At 51.8% G+C, this 19,324-nt stretch carries 13 protein-coding genes; 1 reads left to right on the top strand and 12 read right to left on the bottom strand.

The features are described from left to right. Window positions 1-6 precede the first annotated feature (6 nt). The 7 genes from AC6B99_RS19980 to AC6B99_RS19950 all read right to left on the bottom strand — a co-directional run bounded on the left by AC6B99_RS19980 (window position 7) and on the right by AC6B99_RS19950 (window position 13,358). Complete coding sequence (locus AC6B99_RS19980; RefSeq protein ID WP_155972742.1) at window positions 7-1,941, bottom strand: FAD-dependent oxidoreductase; 1,935 nt, start codon at window positions 1,939-1,941, stop codon at window positions 7-9. Window positions 1,942-2,093: 152 nt separating this feature from the next. Next, a complete protein-coding gene (locus AC6B99_RS19975; RefSeq protein ID WP_056029342.1) occupies window positions 2,094-3,023 on the bottom strand; it encodes a polysaccharide deacetylase family protein in 930 nt (309 codons plus the stop codon). A 42-nt stretch (window positions 3,024-3,065) separates the two neighbouring features. Next, window positions 3,066-3,410 carry a histidine triad nucleotide-binding protein gene (locus tag AC6B99_RS19970; protein WP_056029344.1) on the bottom strand — a complete coding sequence of 115 codons (345 nt, stop codon included), beginning with the start codon at window positions 3,408-3,410 and terminating at the stop codon, window positions 3,066-3,068. Window positions 3,411-3,539: 129 nt separating this feature from the next. Next, window positions 3,540-4,157 carry a hypothetical protein gene (locus AC6B99_RS19965; RefSeq protein ID WP_056029346.1) on the bottom strand — a complete coding sequence of 206 codons (618 nt, stop codon included), beginning with the start codon at window positions 4,155-4,157 and terminating at the stop codon, window positions 3,540-3,542. An 81-nt stretch (window positions 4,158-4,238) separates the two neighbouring features. Beyond that, window positions 4,239-8,240 (bottom strand): helicase-exonuclease AddAB subunit AddA, encoded by a 4,002-nt coding sequence (addA, locus tag AC6B99_RS19960; protein ID WP_496664059.1) that lies wholly within the window; start codon window positions 8,238-8,240, stop codon window positions 4,239-4,241. Further along, window positions 8,215-11,790: a helicase-exonuclease AddAB subunit AddB gene (gene addB, locus AC6B99_RS19955; RefSeq protein WP_496664058.1), complete on the bottom strand. Its 3,576-nt coding sequence runs from the start codon at window positions 11,788-11,790 to the stop codon at window positions 8,215-8,217. Before addB ends, addA begins: the two co-directional genes overlap by 26 nt. 155 nt (window positions 11,791-11,945) lie before the next feature. Continuing rightward, the gene (locus tag AC6B99_RS19950) at window positions 11,946-13,358 is read right to left on the bottom strand and encodes a class I SAM-dependent rRNA methyltransferase (RefSeq protein ID WP_496664057.1); all 1,413 of its coding nucleotides are present in this window, start codon (window positions 13,356-13,358) and stop codon (window positions 11,946-11,948) included. Between the two features lie 88 nt (window positions 13,359-13,446). Between AC6B99_RS19950 and AC6B99_RS19945 the strand changes: the two genes are divergently transcribed. After that, window positions 13,447-14,421: a Na/Pi cotransporter family protein gene (locus AC6B99_RS19945; protein WP_496664056.1), complete on the top strand. Its 975-nt coding sequence runs from the start codon at window positions 13,447-13,449 to the stop codon at window positions 14,419-14,421. Window positions 14,422-14,444: 23 nt separating this feature from the next. On the opposite strand, the gene AC6B99_RS19940 is transcribed toward AC6B99_RS19945, so the two are convergent. The 5 genes from AC6B99_RS19940 to prmA form a co-directional block, all read right to left on the bottom strand. After that, complete coding sequence (locus AC6B99_RS19940; RefSeq protein WP_056029360.1) at window positions 14,445-14,876, bottom strand: NUDIX hydrolase; 432 nt, start codon at window positions 14,874-14,876, stop codon at window positions 14,445-14,447. Window positions 14,877-14,986: 110 nt separating this feature from the next. Next, the gene (gene mtaB / locus AC6B99_RS19935; RefSeq protein WP_496664055.1) at window positions 14,987-16,417 is read right to left on the bottom strand and encodes a tRNA (N(6)-L-threonylcarbamoyladenosine(37)-C(2))-methylthiotransferase MtaB; all 1,431 of its coding nucleotides are present in this window, start codon (window positions 16,415-16,417) and stop codon (window positions 14,987-14,989) included. A gap of 4 nt (window positions 16,418-16,421) precedes the next feature. Further along, on the bottom strand, window positions 16,422-17,201 hold the full coding sequence (locus AC6B99_RS19930; protein ID WP_496664074.1) for an RsmE family RNA methyltransferase: 780 nt from the start codon (window positions 17,199-17,201) through the stop codon (window positions 16,422-16,424). A 267-nt stretch (window positions 17,202-17,468) separates the two neighbouring features. Continuing rightward, complete coding sequence (locus AC6B99_RS19925) at window positions 17,469-18,143, bottom strand: site-2 protease family protein (protein ID WP_348272572.1); 675 nt, start codon at window positions 18,141-18,143, stop codon at window positions 17,469-17,471. Further along, window positions 18,140-19,138: a 50S ribosomal protein L11 methyltransferase gene (gene prmA / locus AC6B99_RS19920; protein WP_056029368.1), complete on the bottom strand. Its 999-nt coding sequence runs from the start codon at window positions 19,136-19,138 to the stop codon at window positions 18,140-18,142. The genes AC6B99_RS19925 and prmA overlap by 4 nt, the downstream gene beginning before the upstream one ends. Between the last annotated feature and the right edge of the window lie 186 nt (window positions 19,139-19,324).

Genomic DNA, 19,324 nt, shown 5'->3' with positions numbered 1-19,324 from the left:
CTAATTTCACTCGTAAACAATGCCAAATCCATTTTTTAAAATATCGTAGAACATCATGTAAGTATCCCCATTCGTCAGCTCTTTTACATTGAGCATCTGACCAATGATTTCCTCGCTAATCCAGCCGCGGGAAACGAGATCCTTAAGCGCTGTTTCTCTCGTCGTATCGAGTCCAGCCGTCAGTGCCAGCATATAGGCCGCCTGCTCCAATGTCAATGGCCCCGTCAATAAATCCTTCATATCCTTGACTGCACTGTCTGGAAAACCAGGGAACTGGTCGGGATGCGCTTTTTTGAGCGTTCTAATTTTGTTCAAATATCGCCCTATGCTCATCGTGCCATCGAGATCCCATGCCTCATTGGAATAGCTCCCCGACGTCATGTACATGCTCGCTGCAGTCACAAGGCCCTTGAAGTCCTTGTGTTTTATGTAAGCCGGCTGTTCAAACTTTTCATACGTCAAGTCCATGCCCTGCTTGACGAGCTTTTTGCGCAGCTTGCTGATAAGCTTCGTCGATTGGGACAGCTCCCGGACGGTGATGTCATTGCTAATCGCAAGGCTCGCCGCTGCTCCTGCCGCTTCTGCCGTCGCCATGCCGAGCGGAATGACCCTTGCGCTGCCGTGAGGGATCGTATCAAAGCTGGCTGTGCGTCCAACAACGAGCAGACCGTCAACTTTAAGCGGCACCAAGCTGCGGAATGGAACGCCATATTGCATCGGACTTAGCATAATTGTACCCACATCGCTGTAGTTGATGCTTTGAATATCGACATCGTAGGAGCCATAAGCGATGGCATCCCACTTATCCCGGTTTTCCAATACATCGGCAAGCGTCAGCCTGTATTCGCCGTAAATATGCCGGGATTCCCGTATATAAAGCTCAGAAGCCGTACCTGCATAGTTCATATTAGCAAACTCTGGGTACGTCTTCTTTAAGTAATCGACGATGAGCGGCGCTTCTTTTTTGCCAACTTCCATTCCTCGAGCCACCGATTCTGGATCAAGCGGATCGACTCCGTAAATTTGCATCGTATTAAACAACATCGTCTCATTGTTTTCTCTGCCAATATTAAGGCTGCGAATTTTCACCTTGTTCGGATCGCTCGGCGGATATTTTCTAGCATCGCCAAATCCCCAAATGCTTGTGCTGTCTAGACCCAAGCCCTCGAGACCTTTGAAATTCCGCCAAGCCTCGTTCGTCACATTGTCCATTCTAAACACGAGCGTAGCCGCCATCTTCGCTTTGCCTTCTCCAATATCCTGGCGCCCAATGGAGAAAGGCACTCCCGAAGCGGCAGCGATATCCGCATCCTGCGAAGCATCAATGACTACTTTTGCCTCTACCTTCTCGGTCGCCCCGTCCGGTTTAGTAATGGTCAGCCCCATTAGCTGCATATTCTCGCCGGACTGCTGCAAAATCGGCTCCATCTTTTTCACATGCATGAGCAAATCAATATTTTGTTCTTGTTTAACCATCTTGTAAAAGACGTTGGCCGCCGTATGAGTATCAACCGAGCTGCCTTCTACCTGATCAAACCATTCCTGAAATAAGCCTTCGTTCAAAAACTTTGACTTGTGCAAATATCGATAATACCACGGCTGATTCGGGGAATAATTCAAATCAAGCGTATTCAGCCCGCCCAGCGTCATTAAACCGCCCAAAATGTCGCGGTCTCTTCCTTCAAGCAGCAGTACTTTCAGCCCATTCCTCGCTCCAGACACAGCAGCCATTATGCCTTCCGGATCTGTTCCGACAACAATTAAATCATAGCTCGACTGTACGGTTTCAACCGATTCAACCTTCGTAAATGGCGCCTGAACGCGGTCAATGGACAAACGATCGATAGAAGCTACTTTGAATTTATATAAATAATAGCAACCGATCAGCATCAAAAAAGCGAGAGCAACGATCGTCAACATCTTATATTTCGTCTTCAACAACTAAAATAACCTCCGAATTATGAATGCCGCCAAGCAGCAAAGCTTTCATTGCTAGATTAATAGATTTCATTGGTCGAAAAAAGAGCAGGCCCCCACTTCTCTTTAGAAGCCTGCGTATGATGTGATTGCTGCAGATGCTGCGCTTGACTGCATCAATTCAAGCTGGCTTCTGGATGAAGCAGCGTGTGCATATCCGTCGAAGAAATAACGGTCAGCCTCGGAACCAGCATCGGATCGGTTCCCGGTTCAGCGAAACCGCTGCGTACGGAGAACGCCATTCGATAGCCATTTTCACGCAAATGATAAATAATCTGTGTGTTCGCCTCGCCATACGGATAAGCAAAATAAGGCGAATCGATTCCCAGCTCTTTTATTTTGTGAATATCGCTTGTAATCAAGGTGGCGTCAGCAAGCGATGAATAAGCAATGCCGCAAAGCGCCGTCTCTTTTTTGTGCAAATCATAGGTGTGGCTGTGATATTCAAATACGTCGCTAGACGCTTTCATTTCCTCAGTGGAAAGAAAGCTTGTTTTTTTCGAATCGAATGCTGCCGTCTTCTGTTGTATATGAGTTCCAACAACAAACATCGTCGCGTGAAAGCCGTATTTTTTCAAAATCGGATAAGCATACACAATGTTGTTTTGATATCCGTCATCAAAGGTAATGACGACCGATTTGTCAGGCAGGACGCCTTCGCCATTAATATATTTCTCCAACTGCTCCATCGTCGCTGTCTTATAACCGTTCGTGTGCAAATATTCCATTCCCTGCTCAAATGATTCCAAATCAATGATGGAATGATTGTCTGGCTCGCTATTGTCAGCCTTCGGTGCAATGTAGTGATACATCAGCACAGGTACCCGCTCAGCATTGCCTGCCAGCGCCAGAGGCTTAGAATCGGCTAACGGCTTAAGTGCCTGCTTATGTGTCATAATAAAAGCTTGATTTTTGGCCATTTCCCATGAAGTACAGATTTTTTTCGTAACAACGGTCCCCGGATGGGCTACTGCCGTAGCATAAGCAGCGATAAGCAGGACGAAGGAAAACAAACCGACAGCGATATACTTTCTGTAACGAGCCATGCAAACTCCTTTCAAAAACGTTTAATGCACGTTAGGCTTGCGCTATTTCGCATTCAAGGCGCCAAGTTTCTCTCCGCCGAGCAAATGGAAATGCAAATGGTATACCAACTGGCCGCTATCGCTATTCACATTGTTAATTAAACGGTAGCCAGATTCAGCGATGCCCTGCTCAATTGCAATTTGACGTGCGGCTGTGAACAGCTCTGCCATGATAATATCGTCATCTGCCGTCACATCATTCATTGTGGCAATATGTTTTTTAGGAATGATTAAAATATGTACAGGCGCTTCCGGTTTAATATCTTGAAAAGCAACTACTGTATCCGACTCATACACTTTAGTTGATGGCAATGTACCTTCGACAATTTTACAAAAAATGCAATCCATTCAAAACTCCCCCTAAATTATGTTATACAGCCTTCTTCCATCATAACGGAATGAGCAAAGCTCGTCCAATCCCATCCGGCTTCTTGCAGGGTAAAACATAGATGAGCATAGGTTTTTGGCGGCTCACAGCTATTGCAGCTTAACATCTGTGTGGCCGTCTATCGCCTGCTCCAGCTTATCCGCAATTTCCAGCCAATTGTTGTAGCCATTGCCGATTTGAATCGACAAGCTTCTGCTTTCTAATGCATCTGCATTAAAAGCCGTTACAGCTTCCAACTGCAAATGGAATGCTTCCTGAAGCTTCGCAAGGTAATCCTGCTCAGCTGCCGTTAGGGCCCCCTCATGGCCGCCAATCTTGGCCAGCGACTGCTGCACCGCGTTAAAATAAGCTTCCAGCTTGTCCACAGCAAACTCCGTGCCGTTATACTGATGCGCTTCCTTCAGAAAACCCAGCACATGATCCACATTTCGGAAAGCCGCACCAGCACTGAATTTTGCCTCATTCCGCTCCAAAAGCTCTGCTGATGTCCCAAGCTTCTCAAGCTCAGGCAATATCGCATTATAAAATGCTACGGCGCCGATGGCATCTGAAGCGACACGCTGCCCAGTCTCATATTTTTTCTCTTGAATGTTGGACAAATATTGCGAATATAAAAACATATTCCCATTAAGGCTGCATACCAGCAGCACGATTGTGATTGCCAATGCAATCGGCTTTTTCTTCGGCGTTTGTTGCTCTACTGACACGCTTTCTTCCCCCTAAAATTAAATCGCCTTACTATAACTACTGCTATAGCTGCCTCTTCGCAATAAGGTGCTGCTCCAGCTTCAACGAAGTCGCACCGACTGCCCCCCATCAAAAAAGAACACATGGCATTCTGCTACCTGGCGCAGCAAAACAGCTTCAAGTGCCTCCGCATAAAGCTCCAGCTGAAACCGATGGCGCTCGGCTGCACGCTCCCATTGCTGATTGATGATCCGGTCCGTTTTATAATCGACCAGCACCAATCCATGCTGATCCTCGAACACGCAATCCATAACGCCTTGAATTAGAATCTGTTCGTCCTTTGCTTCTTCAGCAACGGAAGGATGCACCCGCGAAGCGGGCAGCATACAGCTGAATGGCACCTCGCGCTTGACCTCATTTGCTGCGAGCAGCCGCAATCCGAGAGGGCTTGCGAAAAAAGCAGCAATATTCATGCTGTCAATGGCTTCCGCCTGGCGCGGTGTTAACAGCTTGCGTTCAATCATGCCCTGGGTAGTCTGCATAACGACGCGCTCATCGACAGTGCCCTTAAGCGGTAAATGCTGCATGACAAGGTGATTGACAGAGCCTTTCTCTGCCGCTGTGAGTGAAATCTGCTCCATAAACCGCGGACGACGCAATCGGAATGAGCCTCCGGGCGCTGGCTGCAGGTCATTGCTATTATTCGCTTCACCTTGCTGCCTCATGTAATCCGATTGTTCCAGGTAATCCAGCCGTTCGGACGATGAATGACTGCCGCTTGCCTCTATATCATTCATCGCTTCCTCTCCAGCTTCAAACAAAGGAGCGGCTTCGCGATCAGTAAAAGCTTCGCCGTGAAGACGTTTAATCTCAGTAACAGACGTTTTGGCAGGCAAAAGAGTTGCAGCTTGATGAGAATAATGAAAATCCAATCGTTCGCGCAGCTCACTATCCTGCTCCTCAGGCTGCAGCTCAAGCTGAGCCAGCGAAAGAACGCCTTGCAGCCGCAGTTCTCTCTCTTCATGTCCAGCATCTTGCTGAAGCGCTGCTGCTGCTTCACTGCTGAACACCGCAGCTGCAACGAAGCCCGATCGCCATTCCAGCCTTTTCATGCCGGATACCTGAGCGATTTGTTCTGCTTCCTGCTGCGCAAAGCTTGATGCGGCGAGCGGACCAAGCCAATCCAAAAAAGTCGACGCCGCAGCCAGCTTAAAATCCGGTATGCGTCCGCTTGCGTCAATAGCTGCCAGCCAGACCGGCAGCTTCTTAGCTGCATCTGAAACCGTACCGACCAGAAACATTTTTTCCTTCGGGCGGGTGAGAGCCACATATAAAATCCGCATTTCCTCGGCCAGCATTTCCATGCGCAGCCTGCGGCGAATCGCTAGAAATGGCAGAGTTGGATAACTGACCCGCTGCTGGGGATCCACAAATCGCGGGCCGAATCCAAGCTGCTTATGGCGAAGAAAGGCGCTGCGCAAATCCTGCTGGTTAAATGACTTGCCAAGACCTGCCGTGAACACAACGGGAAACTCCAGCCCTTTGCTCTTGTGGATCGACATAATGCGGACGACATTTTCCTGCTCGCCAAGCGCCCTTGCTGTGCCGAGATCCCCTCCGCTATCGCGCATTCGCTCTACGAAACGCAAAAACCGGAACAGGCCCCGGAAGGAGGTCGCTTCGTAACCGCGGGCACGGTCATGCAGAGCGCGCAAATTCGCTTGACGCTGTGTGCCGCCAGGGAGACCGCCAGCAAAATCATAATAACCGGTCTCGCGGTAAATACGCCAAATGAGGTCGGCCAACGCCCCCTGTCTGGCATCGCTGCGCCAACGCTCAAGCTGCACGAGAAACTGGGTCAGCTTCTGGCGAAGCGCCTCTGGAAGCGTTAAACTGCCTTCTGCGGCCAGCAGCGCTTCAAAATAACTGACGCCGGATTTTTCAATCCTTATAAGCGCCAGCTCCTCGGCATCCAAGCCAAAAATAGGGGAGCGCAGCGTGCCCGCGAGCGGAATATCCTGATAAGGATTGTCAATGACTCGCAGCAGCGACAATACAGTCTGCACTTCTATGGCATCAAAATAGCCGCTGCTCAGCTCAGCATAGGCGGGTACGCCATCTGCCTGCAGCTCCTCGATAATAATTGGCGCCCATTGCGATGTCGCGCGCAGCAAAATAACGATATCCCGCCATTCCAGCGGACGGGTCCGTCTGCTTTTTCCGTCGTAAACGCGGTAGCCGCTGTCCATAAGCGACTGGATTTTCCGGGCAATCAGCCGCCCTTCCAGCTGCGCCGTCTGCAAATCCTCGGCCGACTCAGCCGCATCCAGCCCTTCTTCCTCATCCTCCGGCTGCGCTTTATCCTCCGCCATGACGGAGCCAGCCTTATCAATGACGACCAATTCTACTTCAAATTCTCCTGCTTCCTCTGCTGCCGGGAAGGAAGCGCCGCATACCAGCTCCGCTCGCTGATCATAATCCATTTCGGCTACGGATTCCCGCATTATGCCGCGGAATACATTATTTACGCCGTCAACCACCTCCTGACGGCTGCGGAAATTGCGCGCCAGATCAATGCGCAAGCCTGCTGAATGGCCAGTCGAAGAAGCTGCTTCAGCTATTGACTGTGTAGTGGCTGCAGAGGCTGCGGCGTCTTTATCCGCTTCAGCCGTTCCGGTCAGAACAGCCTGTACGGCGTAGCTTTTATATTTATGCATGAATAGATTTGGCTCCGCGAGCCGGAAGCGATAAATGCTTTGCTTCACATCGCCAACCATGAAACGGTTCCCCGCTCCCGGTCTTGAGATCAGCGTTACTATCGCCTCCTGCACCATATTCATGTCCTGGTATTCATCTAGCAAAATTTCATCGAATTGGTTCTGGTATTCCAGTGCTGCGGGCGAAGGCAGCGTCTGCTTCACGGAAGAATCCTCCGTGCGCAATATCCGCAAGCAATAATGCTCCAAATCGCCAAAATCAAGCAGCCCCTTCTCCCGTTTCGCTGCTTCATACCTTTTGCCAAAATCAATAATGAGCTCGCTCAGCGCTGCCATTAATGGAGCTAGCTCCTGCAGCTCCTCCAAAAACTGCTCCGGCGTACGGCCGAACAGCTCCTCGGCTAGCGTGCCCAGCAGCTTCTTGGCGCTGTCTCGCAAATCTTTCGCCTGCTCCTGCAGCGATTTATCGTATTCGTCGCCGCGCATAGCCTTCAATTTGCCAAATTCCACTGTATGAAATGGCTCAAACCATTGCTCCCAAGGTCTATCCTGTACAGCAGCTTTAAGCATGAGAACAAGTGTCAAATCATCCTCGAAATTGATAGCATAAGGTGCCGGTCCAGCAGGCTCGCGCGTCAAATCAAGCGCCTTCCGAAGCAGCGCTTCTGCCCCGGCGAGCGCCAGCTCCACATCAGCCCGCAAGCTGGCAACCCAGCTGCTGTGCTGAAGCTCGGCTGCATTTTGCAAATTAAAGCTTTCAGCCGTTTCGCGAAGCCATTCTACGGGCCATGGGTGGCTTTGCGCAAAAGCATACAGGTCCTGGACGAGCTTGTACAGCGGCTCATCCCCGCGCTCTCCGCCCAGACGGTCAGCGAGCGCCAGAAAAGCGCCACCAGCGCCAGAATCGGCATCCGCCTCGTCATATTTTTCCTCGAAGAGCTGATCCAGCACCTCCATCCTCAGCAGCTCGCTCTCCGTTTCATTGGCGATGCGAAAGCCAGGGTCAAGCCCAATCAGCGGATAATAACGGCGAATGACATCAAGACAAAAAGAATGCAGCGTCGTGATCGACGACCTGTTCATAAGCGCAAGCTGGCGACGCAAATGCTCAGAGTCAGGCTGGCGATCCAGCTCCTTCTCCAGCGCAATGCGAATCCGCTCCTTCATTTCCGCAGCTGCTGCCTTCGTAAAAGTGGCAACGAGCAGGCGGTCCACATCGGTCGAGGATGAAATTTTGCGAATAATGCGCTCAACCAGCACAGCCGTCTTGCCAGAGCCGGCAGCAGCAGCTACTAGAATGTTGGATCCTTCCGTTACTATGGCGCTCCACTGCTCATCGGTCCAAGTGCTGCCTTCCGGTTTAATGGCGTTGATCATGTCCGTCATCGATGCTTTCTCCTTTCTCCAGCCGCTGCCATAGCTCTTCCGTTGAAGGCTTGCGAAGCCGCACATACTCATTGCCGTCAAACAGCGGATCGAACTGGCAAACCGCCTTATAATCACAATATTGGCACGGGATTTTTGTTCCCAGCTTGTAGGGCTCAATCGATACTTTGCCACAGCTGATTTCCGAGCCAATTCCGCTAATGGTCCTCCTGACAGAATCCCGCAAAATGTCCCACTGCTTGTCCGTCACGACGGAGGAGCTGCTGTAGAACGCCCCATCCTTCTTGAGCGCTACAGGCAATAGCTCGGAGTGTCCCGTTTCCAGCTGATCATCCATGAGGCGCACCGCCTCGGCTTCTGCCGTAACGAGTCCTCTTAGCTTAAAGCGTTTGCGCAGCTCTGCTTTGATTTTCGCTTCGTTCATTTGATTAGAAAGCGCAAGCAGCGGATTATGCACGTGAAAATAAAGCACGCCCGCAGGCGATGCCTGCTTTCCAAGCCAGCCGGGAGAATGCGTCACCAATACGTCCAAATACGTCAGCATTTGCAGGGAAAGGCCAAAGGCCACCTCCTCCAGGCGCAGCTGGGTCACGCTAGACTTGTAATCCAGTACACGCAACAACAGGCCCTGCTCCGTATCCGCAGCATCAACCCGGTCGATTCGCCCGATTATTTCCATAGAACGTCCATCCTGCAAAGGAATAATAAGCGGCGGCAGTATGCCGCCCGGGCCAAAATCAACCTCCAGCCCGACGGGCTGGAATGCGGCCCGGCGGGCATGCTCGCTCAGCATAATGGCAGCCTGCGCTACAATTTCCTTAAGCTTGCGGGCAATGTAGCGATAGCGGCCGCTGCTCAGCAAAATTTGCGATTGCAGCCTTGGTGCAAGCTCGTCCACCGTTTGAACCGCCGCCTCGCGGATCTGACGCTCGGAAGCCGAGCCGAAAGCGTGGCCAAGCCCGCCTTCTCCAGCCAAACGGCTGAGCGCAGCATGAAATAGCTGACCCACATCCGGCGCCTCCAGCCGGTGCATTTTCCGCTCGCGCAGCTTCAGTCCGTGAATCGCAAAATGCTGAAAAGGGCACGACACGAAACGCTCCATTCTCGATACGCTCGCTCTCAAGCGAACGCCATAAAGCTGCTGTGCCGTATCAGCGGTCAACAGCTCCTCTTGATTCACATAACCAAGAGATTTTGTAAGCAGCGATAGCTTCGTTTGCCATTCTGGACGTACTGCGAACCAATTGTAAAGCTCCCACCAAAAAGGAGCGATCTCGCTTCCCTGCTTCCAAGCCCGCAGCTCCGTAATTAAATACGACAAGGCACGTTCTGGATGCTGAATATATTCCCTTTGCTCCTTTACCGACATAGTCTGCGTAGGCTCCGCCTGCACTTGCTGTATCGGCAATCCGTGAAACAGCTGCCTCACCTGCCTAATAATTTCCGATGGCAGCAGGCTTTTCCCCTCTTCATCAGCCTCTGACCAACTCATCCACAAATGTCTGCTCGGCGTTGTGAGCGCACTATAAATCAGAAAACGCTCATCCAGCAGCCTCCGCTTGAGGCCCGGCGCCATGACCAAGCCTTCTTCAGCCAGCCGCTCCCGCTCCTGGTCCGTCAGCACGCCATCCTCTTGAAAACGCGTCGGCATGATGCCATCATTAGCTCCCAGCACGTAACAGACCTGCACCTGACTGGAACGCGTACGGTCCATGCTGCCCACCAGCACCTGATCAAGAGCAGGCGGAATGGCACCTAATTTGAGGCTTTCCAAGCCTGTCTCAAGCATGCCAACGAAAATATCGGCGGACAGCGGTTCATTACCAACTAGCTCTACTAATTGGTCAAGCAAATTCATGACTCCATCCCACAGCTGGCGATGACCGCGTGAGCGCTGTACTCGGCCAGCCTCGCTATCCTCGCGGCTCCAGCGCTCCAGACGTTCCGCAACCCCTGTATGCTCAAGCAAGCGATATAGCGCCTCACACATCATGGTAACATTCGAAGCTTTCTCCAGCTCTTTGCCAAACTGCTGCAAAGGCGGAACGATTACACCGCGCGCGGCCATGACCGCCTCAAACTCCGCCTTCGCACGTTGCGATGGCGCATTGGCCGCTGCATCCTGCTCTTCCTCCAGCGACTCGATGATGAATGGACGCCATCTTTTTTCATCCAGCCACTTCCAGCCATCGATGCCCGCCGCCAAGACGAAGTTTTCCAGCCAATCAAATTGGTCGCGTGGAATGCTTCCATCAAGCGGAAACAGCAGCTCGGTCTTAATGCAGCGGAATACCGCCTCATAGCTCCAATTATGAAGCACCGTCTCCAATGCTGAGCGGATGAACTCGACCAGCGGATGATGGACGGTCGTGTGCCTCTGATCAAGGAAATAGGGGATGCTGTATTCTTGAAACGCTGCTTCGATATAGTCGCTGTAATCCCCCGCATTGCGCACCATAACCGTCATATCGCGCCAACTTAGGCCTTCTTCTCTGACTCTGCGCAGCATATCGCGCGCCAGCAGCTCCACCTCAGTTCGCCGATTTGCCGCCGCATGCAGCGATAAGCCGCATAATGGGCTGGTTGCATCGAGCATTGCCGGATTTGGAAGCGCCATTTGTGCCCGTCCTCCGTAGTGGCGCTCCAAATGAGCCAGCATTGGGCTGCTGCTGAACCTGCCCGGCGCTTCGCAGGCAGCATTGCTTGTACCGCCAAGCACAATCGGCTCCAGCAGCTCAACGCCTAAGCCCTCCGCCAGTTCCCTCAGCTTTACATACGCATCCGCTGTAGGGTAAAACAAATCCAGCTCAACTGGCCGCTCTCCAGCCGCATAGGCCCGATTCAGCTTAAGCGTAATCGTTACTTTCTTCGCCATGCTTATAAGCGAGCTAAGCGCGGCATATTCTTTTGGCGTAAAGCCATTAAAGCCGTCAATCCAAATTTCGGTGTCCCGTATCGTTGAAAATTGAGACAGCCCCGCTGACAGATAGACCAAATAATCCTCCGAATCGACATACTGCCCGGCGAGCTCTTCCTCCAGCCTTTCGTATACCAGCTGCAAGTCATGCAGCTTGCGCTTCAGCAGCGCCGAGTCCTGCAAAGCAGAAGCAGCCTCTTCTCTGCGCTCTGCAATCATCGCCGGATTAATGCCATATCGCTTCCATTCCGTCAACAGCTCGCCCAGACGCTCAATGAAACCAGGCTTTCCAGCACCATGCTCGAACAGCTCCAATTGATCGCCCAGACGCTGCACGATTTTGTACAGCAGCATGTTTTTGCCTTCGTCGCCGATTGGAATGAGCGCGGTACCGCCAGTTTCCTGCATAACGCGAAGAGCAAGCCTGCGAAGGCTCAGCACTTGCGCCCGAATCATTCCCTGCAATCCGCTGCCGCGAAGCAGCGTGTACTCGGACTGGAAGGTCGCTTGCTCCGGCACGAGCAAAATAAGCGGAGGCCCATCCGGGTCAGCGTTCAGCCTGCCGCGAATCGCATCCAGGCAATATGTCGTTTTTCCCGCTCCCGAGCGGCCCAGCACTAATTGAAGCGGCATCCTGCAGCCCTTCCTTCCGTAACCTGTCTATTATCAACCATACTACCATACCCGCCGCGACTTTTCACGAGTCCTTCAAACATACGTTCTTAAATATTTGGCAAAAAAACCTCTTGAACGAGCAAGAAGCACACTCGCCGTTCAAGAGGTTTCCGTTATTTGCTGCGCACCTCAAAGATGGCAAATTTCAAGTAATGCCCTTCTGTTACGCCAAGCAGCTGCGGATGATCCTTGCCCGCCGCCCGCCATTCCACAAGCCGGAGCAGCTTGCCTGCATCAGCTGCGGCCTCCTGGATCGTCTCCAGAAACAAATCAGGACGCATATGGTACGAGCAGCTCGCCGTTACCAGATAGCCGCCTTCATTTACCAGTTTCATGCCATGCAAATTAATATCTTTATAGCCGCGGACAGCACCTGCTACCGCATTTTTTGTTTTGGCAAACGCCGGAGGGTCCAAAATGACAACGTCCCAGGTTTGGCCGCCGCCGCTGATCGGCTTGGACGTATCCGTGCCTGCACGGCTGCGCTCCAAACGCTCCTCCAGCCCCTTCGTTTGCTGCCTCAAGTAGTCAAAAGCATCGGTTACGACGAACTGTACGCGATCGGTAAAACCGTTGCGCTCCACATTGCGGCGCGCCGTATCAATCGCATGCTCGGAAATATCAAGACAGGTCACTTTTTTTGCCCCGTATTTGCAAGCATGCAGTGTAAAGCTGCCCGTATGCGCAAAGCATTCCAGCACCGTCGCACCGTCCCAGTAGGGGAAGGTCACTTCTTTGCCATTTGCATTGACTGGGACGAGTTCTCCCGCTGTCTCTGCATTCGCACTGCCCGCCTCGGCAGGCTTCGGCATTAGTTTAATGCCGCTGCGGTGGCCCCAGCCCTTCATCAGCGGAGCGATGGAGGCGCGATTTTCACGCTGATCATAGAAATAGCCGGTCTTCTGACCTTCGACTATATCAACCTCAAGCTTAAGCCCGTTCTCTTCAATCTCCAATATGGCCGGGCATTCCCCGTACAGCACGCCTGTACGCTTCTCTAAGCCCTCCAGCTGTCTGACGCCGACATCACTGCGTTCATAAATGCCGCGCGGCTCAAACACCTCGATAAGCGCTTCAATGATCGCATCGCGGTGAATGTCCATGCCAAGTGTCAGCAATTGGATAACCAGCACATCATTAAAGCGGTCAACAGTCAACCCTGGCAGGAAATCAGCTTCTCCGTATACGAGCCTGCAATCCTGATCCGGCACAAAACGGCTGCGATGCTCCTTCGCCTGCTGGAAACGCTCATGGAAAAAAGCAGTATCCATCGCCTCCAGCGGCTTGTACGAAATAATGCGCACCGTAATTTGCGATTTCGGATTCCAATAGCCCGTCGCCAGATAACGATCCTGGTGGCTGACTACATCAACCAAGCCGCCCGGCTCTGCGGTGCCTTCCATTTTATCAATCTCGCTTGCATATACCCATGGGTGGCCCTGCTCCAAACGTTTTTTGCGCCCGCGCTGCAGCGCTATCCTTGCTCTCGTCATAATGGCAAAACCAACCTCTCTCATGCTTGTCATGCTTGTCATGCTTGTCATGCTTGTCTTGTTTACTGCATATATGTATGGGTACACCTGTCACTCGTTTTTAGAAAAGGAGATTCAGCCCATGCTTCATTCTATTATTTTGCCGATTGTGATCGGCTTTGCATTATTCTTGAGCGGCATGAAGCTAATGGAACTTGCATTGCACCGCCTAGCTGGCACGCAATTGAATCGTATTTTGCAGCGGTTTACCGCTACGCCCATTCACGGACTGGCGGCTGGAGCCATCTCCACTGCTTTTCTTCAGAGCAGCACAGCCGTTACCGTCATCTCTATAGGCCTCGTTAATGCCGGACTGCTCAACTTTCCGCGAACGCTCGGCATCATTCTTGGCACCAACATCGGCACCTGCCTGACGACGGAGCTGCTTGGGCTGAGCCTTGAGCGTCTCACGATGCCGCTGCTCATTCTCTCCGTCTCCGCATGGCTGCTGACCGCACTGCTCGGCGAGCTGCAGCTTATCCCTGCCTTGCGGACTGGCGGCTGGCTAAACACGATTCGTTCCGCTTCCGTTGCCACGCTCGGCTTCGGCATATTGCTCGCCGGCATGGCGATGATGCAAAGCGTTGGCCCAGACATTCAACAAAGCGCCATGTTTGACTGGTTTATGAGCAAAACGGCGGACAGCCTCTGGTGGGGGCTGGCCGCCGGCGCGGTGCTAACTGCAGCCGTGCATAGCAGCACAGCTGTCATAGCCATTATTATGGGTTTTGCGGCAATCGGAGCGATGCCGCTTGAGGTTGGCATCGCCGTTGTGCTAGGCGCAAACATCGGCACCTGCGTCACTGCGCTGCTCGCCTCTATTGGCGGATCGCGCGCGGGTCAATTCGTTGCGCTCGCCCATATAACGCTGAATGTCGGCGGCGCGCTGCTCTTTATGCCGTTTGTCGGCTTGCTTGCTGGACTATCAGCTTGGCTGACCGCAGCTCCAGCGGCGCAAATTGCCCATGCCCAAACGCTGTTTAATATTTTCAGCTCGCTGCTTGCCCTGCCGCTCTGCTATTTGCCAGCGCTGCGACGAATGTCCCGCCAAGATTAACCTTCCAATGCTGCACCATAAAACTATGTAAATGGTATGCCCAGCAGCTCTAATGCACCGGAGACGATCCGATTATTGTTGTCATAGCCGGATTGCTTCTGACGTCTCCATGCATCAAGCGGCTCGAACCAATCCACTCCGCGAATTTCTTCTACTTGAGCTTGCAAATCGCCGCCGATGGCTTCAACCAGGTAATAGTGAACCTCTTTATCGACCGTACCATAGGTATCATGCTGGTACTGATATTTAATTTGGTCAATAGGTGCTATGATATTGCCCTGAAGCCCCGTTTCCTCAGCAATTTCCCGCAACGCGGTCTGCTCAACGGTTTCGCCTGCCTCCATCTTGCCTTTGGGAAGCGATACTTTGCCATAACGATCCTGAATAAGCTGAATTTGCAGCTTGCCTTCCTCCGTGCGGCGGTAGACGACGCCTCCTGCTGATATTTCCTTCACACCTGTTTCCCCCTTGCCTGATTGACATCATATCGCAATAGCGAAAACTCCAGCCGCTTCCTCCTAGCGAAGCCAGCGGCCGAAATTCAAGCCTAATGTATGGCCTTTTGTTATGCTCTCAGTGCTTCCGCTGTTGTATGAATGGCAGCTTGCTGATCTTGCTCATCATCCAGCTCCAGCACGAAGCTGTGAGTTTCGGAGCCGCGAAGCGCCTGCGCTTCGCCTTCCAGCACTCGCACAAGCTGGCCACGGCATTCATTGACGCCAGCTTCCGTAACCTTAACGCGGCACAGCTTGCCGATTAAGTCCTCGGAGCCGTTGAATACCACTTGAATGTAGTTATCGGAATAACCCATAACGAGTCCCGTTCCTGGAGCTCCCTTGTAGTCGCGCTCTGGAATAATATCAAGCACAGCGCCTACATACTTCTCTGCATAAGCAAGCTGCATGCGCTCGGACAAGTCGATCAGCTTGTGAACGCGTTCGTTCTTAAGTTCTTCATCCACTTGATCCTCCATGCGCGCTGCCGGTGTACCCGTCCGTTTGGAGTAAGGGAACACGTGCATTTCCGAGAAGCCCAGCTCCTCCATAAAGCGGAAGCCTTCCTCGAACATTTCGTCCGTTTCGCCAGGGAAACCAACGATGACGTCCGTTGTAATAGCTACGCCCGGCATAACCTCGCGAATACGCTTGATTTTTGCCGCGAATTCCTCCGTCGTATATTTGCGGCGCATCCGCTTCAGCACGGAGTTTTCGCCGGCCTGCAGTGGAATATGGAGATGGCGGCACATTTTCGTGGACCGATTCAGCACATCAATCATCGCCTCATCGATCTGGCTTGCTTCGATCGAGCTGATGCGGATCCGCTCGAGCCCTTCAATATGATCCAGATCCCACAGCAGGTCGCTTAGACGGTAATTATCCAAATCGTCGCCATATCCGCCTGTGTGAATGCCCGTAAGCACGATTTCCTTATAGCCTGCCGCAACCAGCTGCTTCGCCTGCTCAACAACGCTGTGCGCCTCCCGGCTGCGGGACAGCCCGCGCGACCATGGAATGATGCAGAAGGTACAGAAGTTGTTGCAGCCCTCCTGAATTTTTAGAAACGCCCGTGTGCGCTCGGCAAAATCCGGCACATCCAGTTCCTCGAATTCGCGCGTCTTCATAATGTTGCGAACAGCGTTGACCGGCTGGCGGTCCGCATGAATTTGATCGACAAATGTCATAATTTTCTCACGGTCCTGCGTACCGATAACGAGATCGACGCCGGGAATCGCCATAATTTCAGCTGGAGACGTCTGCGCGTAGCAGCCGGTTACCGCTATAACGGCATCCGGGTTGCGGCGCACTGCGCGGCGAATAATTTGGCGGCTCTTCTTGTCGCCTGTATTGGTCACCGTACAGGTGTTGATTAAATAAACATCAGCGGTCGCTTCGAAATCGACCTGCTCGTAGCCTTCATTTTTGAACAGCTGCCATATCGCTTCTGTGTCGTAAAAATTCACTTTGCAGCCTAATGTATAAAATGCAACCGATGGCATGTTGTTATACTCCTCCCATTTCTCCGGCTTCATACAGCAAGCATGTCAATCCGACGATACCTGCGGTTTCCGTCCGCAATATCCTTTTGCCGAGGCCGACAATGATGGCTCCTGCTGCTTCTGCCTCATCTGCTTCACGCTCGGTAAAGCCGCCCTCCGGCCCTACCATTAGCAATACGCTCGGAGCGGAAGTATCGCTCCCTCTGTTAGAGCTCCAGCTATTCAGCGCCTGTCTAATACCCGCGCCTTCCGCTGCATCGCCTTCGCGTTCATAACAAAACAAAACTAAATCATAGGAAGCAATCGATTTGACCAGCTCGCGCCAGCTCCGCACCGGCTCTACAGCCGGAACGCGGCAGCGATGCGACTGCTCCGCCGCTTCCTTGGCGATTTTGCCCCAACGCTCCAGACGCTTCGCTTCCTTCTTGCCGTCATATTGCACGATCATGCGCTCTGACTGGAACGGGACAAACGAATAAGCGCCAATTTCGGTGCCCTTCTGGATGACCAGCTCCATCTTGTCGCCTTTCGGCAAGGCTTGGGCAATTGTAACCGACCAGCTCGGCTCGCTATTTTGGGGAAGCTCTTCTGCAATAGCCGCTACAACCTCGGCGGACGAAGCTTCCCGCACAGAAGCTAGCACGACCCGCTGCTCGCCGTCGCTTGCAATAAACGTATCGCCTGCCTTCATCCGCATGACGCGCACAGCGTGGAACGCATCCTCGCCAAGCAAGCGGACTTCATTATTTTCAAATTGCTCTTTCGCTATAAAATACCGCTGCATATCGTCTACATAACCATCCTTCATAATAGCATGTTTACATGTCGAAAATCCATGACCAAACCGTGCCACACAAGGTGAAACGGCTGCCCTCCGTCCTTTGGAGGCGCGGCGCGTTTCAATCCGAGAAATATAAACCTATTTATATGATTGAAACTTATAAATTCTTATATTTCAAGCGCAAACGGCTGCCCTCCGTCCTCTGGCGGCAAAGCTACCGTTTCGCGTAGAAATATAGAGAAAGGATGGAAAATCATATCCTTTCCTAATTTAAATAAACAGCCCGCCGAGCAAGCCCATAAAATAAGCTGCCAATTCCTGCGAATAATTCAGAATCGGACTAATGGTCACAGCGCGAAGCGGTGGAATGAACAATAGCAGCAGGAAAATAATAATGCCCCATTGCATGTTCTGCTCCATTTTATAGCCGACTTTTAGCGGTACGAGATTTTGAATGATCCGGTAGCCGTCAAGTGGCGGCAATGGAATCAGATTAAAAATAAACAGCAAAAAGTTAAGTGAAATGAAATACGAGAAAAATACTTGCAAAGCATCCTGTACGCCAATGGAGCCCATATGGTACAGCCCCGTCTTGATGCTGAGATAATAAAGAATAATGCCAAGCAGTCCGAGTACAAAGTTGCTAAGCGGACCTGCCGCCGTCACAATCACGCCCATTAAGCGCGGATGCTTAAAACGATTTTGGTTAACCGGTACAGGCTTGGCCCAGCCGAAGCCTGCAAGCAAAATCAAAATCATGCCAAGCACATCCAAATGGACGCGCGGGTTCAGCGTTACCCTGCCCGCATCATAGGCCGTATTGTCACCGAACTTGTACGCCGTGTAAGCATGCGCAAACTCGTGAACGGTGAAAGCAATAATAAGCACAAGCACAGCAAAGGGCAATTCAGCGGTCGGATAAGCAAACCAACCTTCCATACTCATTGTGCTACCTGCGGCTTGCGTGCTACGAATACAACCCAGTCTTCATTGCGGCGTGTTTCTTCCACGATAAAGCCGGCTTTCACAAGCCCCTGCTTCACAAGCTCTTCCTTGTTTTTATAAATACCGGAGGAAATATACAGCCCGCCCGGCTTCAAGGCTTGATACACCTCATCAATAAACAGCAAAATAATTTCTGCTAAAATATTAGCAACGACCAGATCGACTGGCACCGATACCGTCGTAGATTCATTAGAGCCGACAGATCCGCGTGCCCCTTTGCCTCCTAATACGCCAAGCAGATCGCTGAGCTTAACTTCGACTTGCTGCTCCAGCCCATTCAGGCGTACATTTTCCGTCGCGCTCGTTACAGCAATTGGATCGAGATCAAGAGCAAGCACACGGCTGGCCCCCAGCCTGCAAGCTCCAATCGCCAAAATGCCCGAGCCTGTACCAACGTCAATGATTTCCTCGCCGCCTTTAATGACGGATTCCAGCGTCTGCAAGCAGAGGGAAGTTGTCGGATGTGTGCCTGTCCCAAAAGCCATGCCCGGGTCAAGCTCAATAATTTTCTCATTCGGCGCAGCTTCGTACTCTTCCCACGTCGGTTTGATCGTGAGTGTATCCGATACTTTAAGCGGCTTGAAATATTGCTTCCATGCCGTCGCCCAATCCTCTTCGTCTACCATTTGCGAAGTAATTTCATAATCGCCTGGATCAATGCCAAATTCGCGCAGCTGTTCGATCGGTGCTACCAGCTCTGCTTTCAAAGCGGCGATATCTGTTCCTTCCGAAAAATACCCCTTTATAACGGCTTGTCCTTCCGGAATATCATTCAGCGGCGTTTCATACCACTGGCCGAGGGACGTGTCCCGTTGTTTGTTCAGCGTGCCGGATTCTTCAATGGAAACCCCGTCCGCATCCCGTTCATGCAAAAAGTTAGAAATCATCTCAATCGCTTGTTCTGTCGTCGAGATTGTAAGTTCATGCCATTTCATTTGCTTCTACGCCTCCAGTGTGAAAAACTAACATCTATTGTACACCAATCCGCATTGATGCACAAAATATGTATTTGAAAATGTGATAATCCTGCTATTTTACAGCCTTTACAGCCGTTAAATTTTCTTTTGCGCATAGCAAAAAGAGAAGGCAGGCCCCTTGCTCCTGCCCTCTCCGCTTGCGAA

This window comes from Paenibacillus liaoningensis (assembly GCF_059609455.1).
Note: the sequence above shows the minus strand (reverse complement) of the source record. Positions and strands in the feature narration are given on the sequence as shown.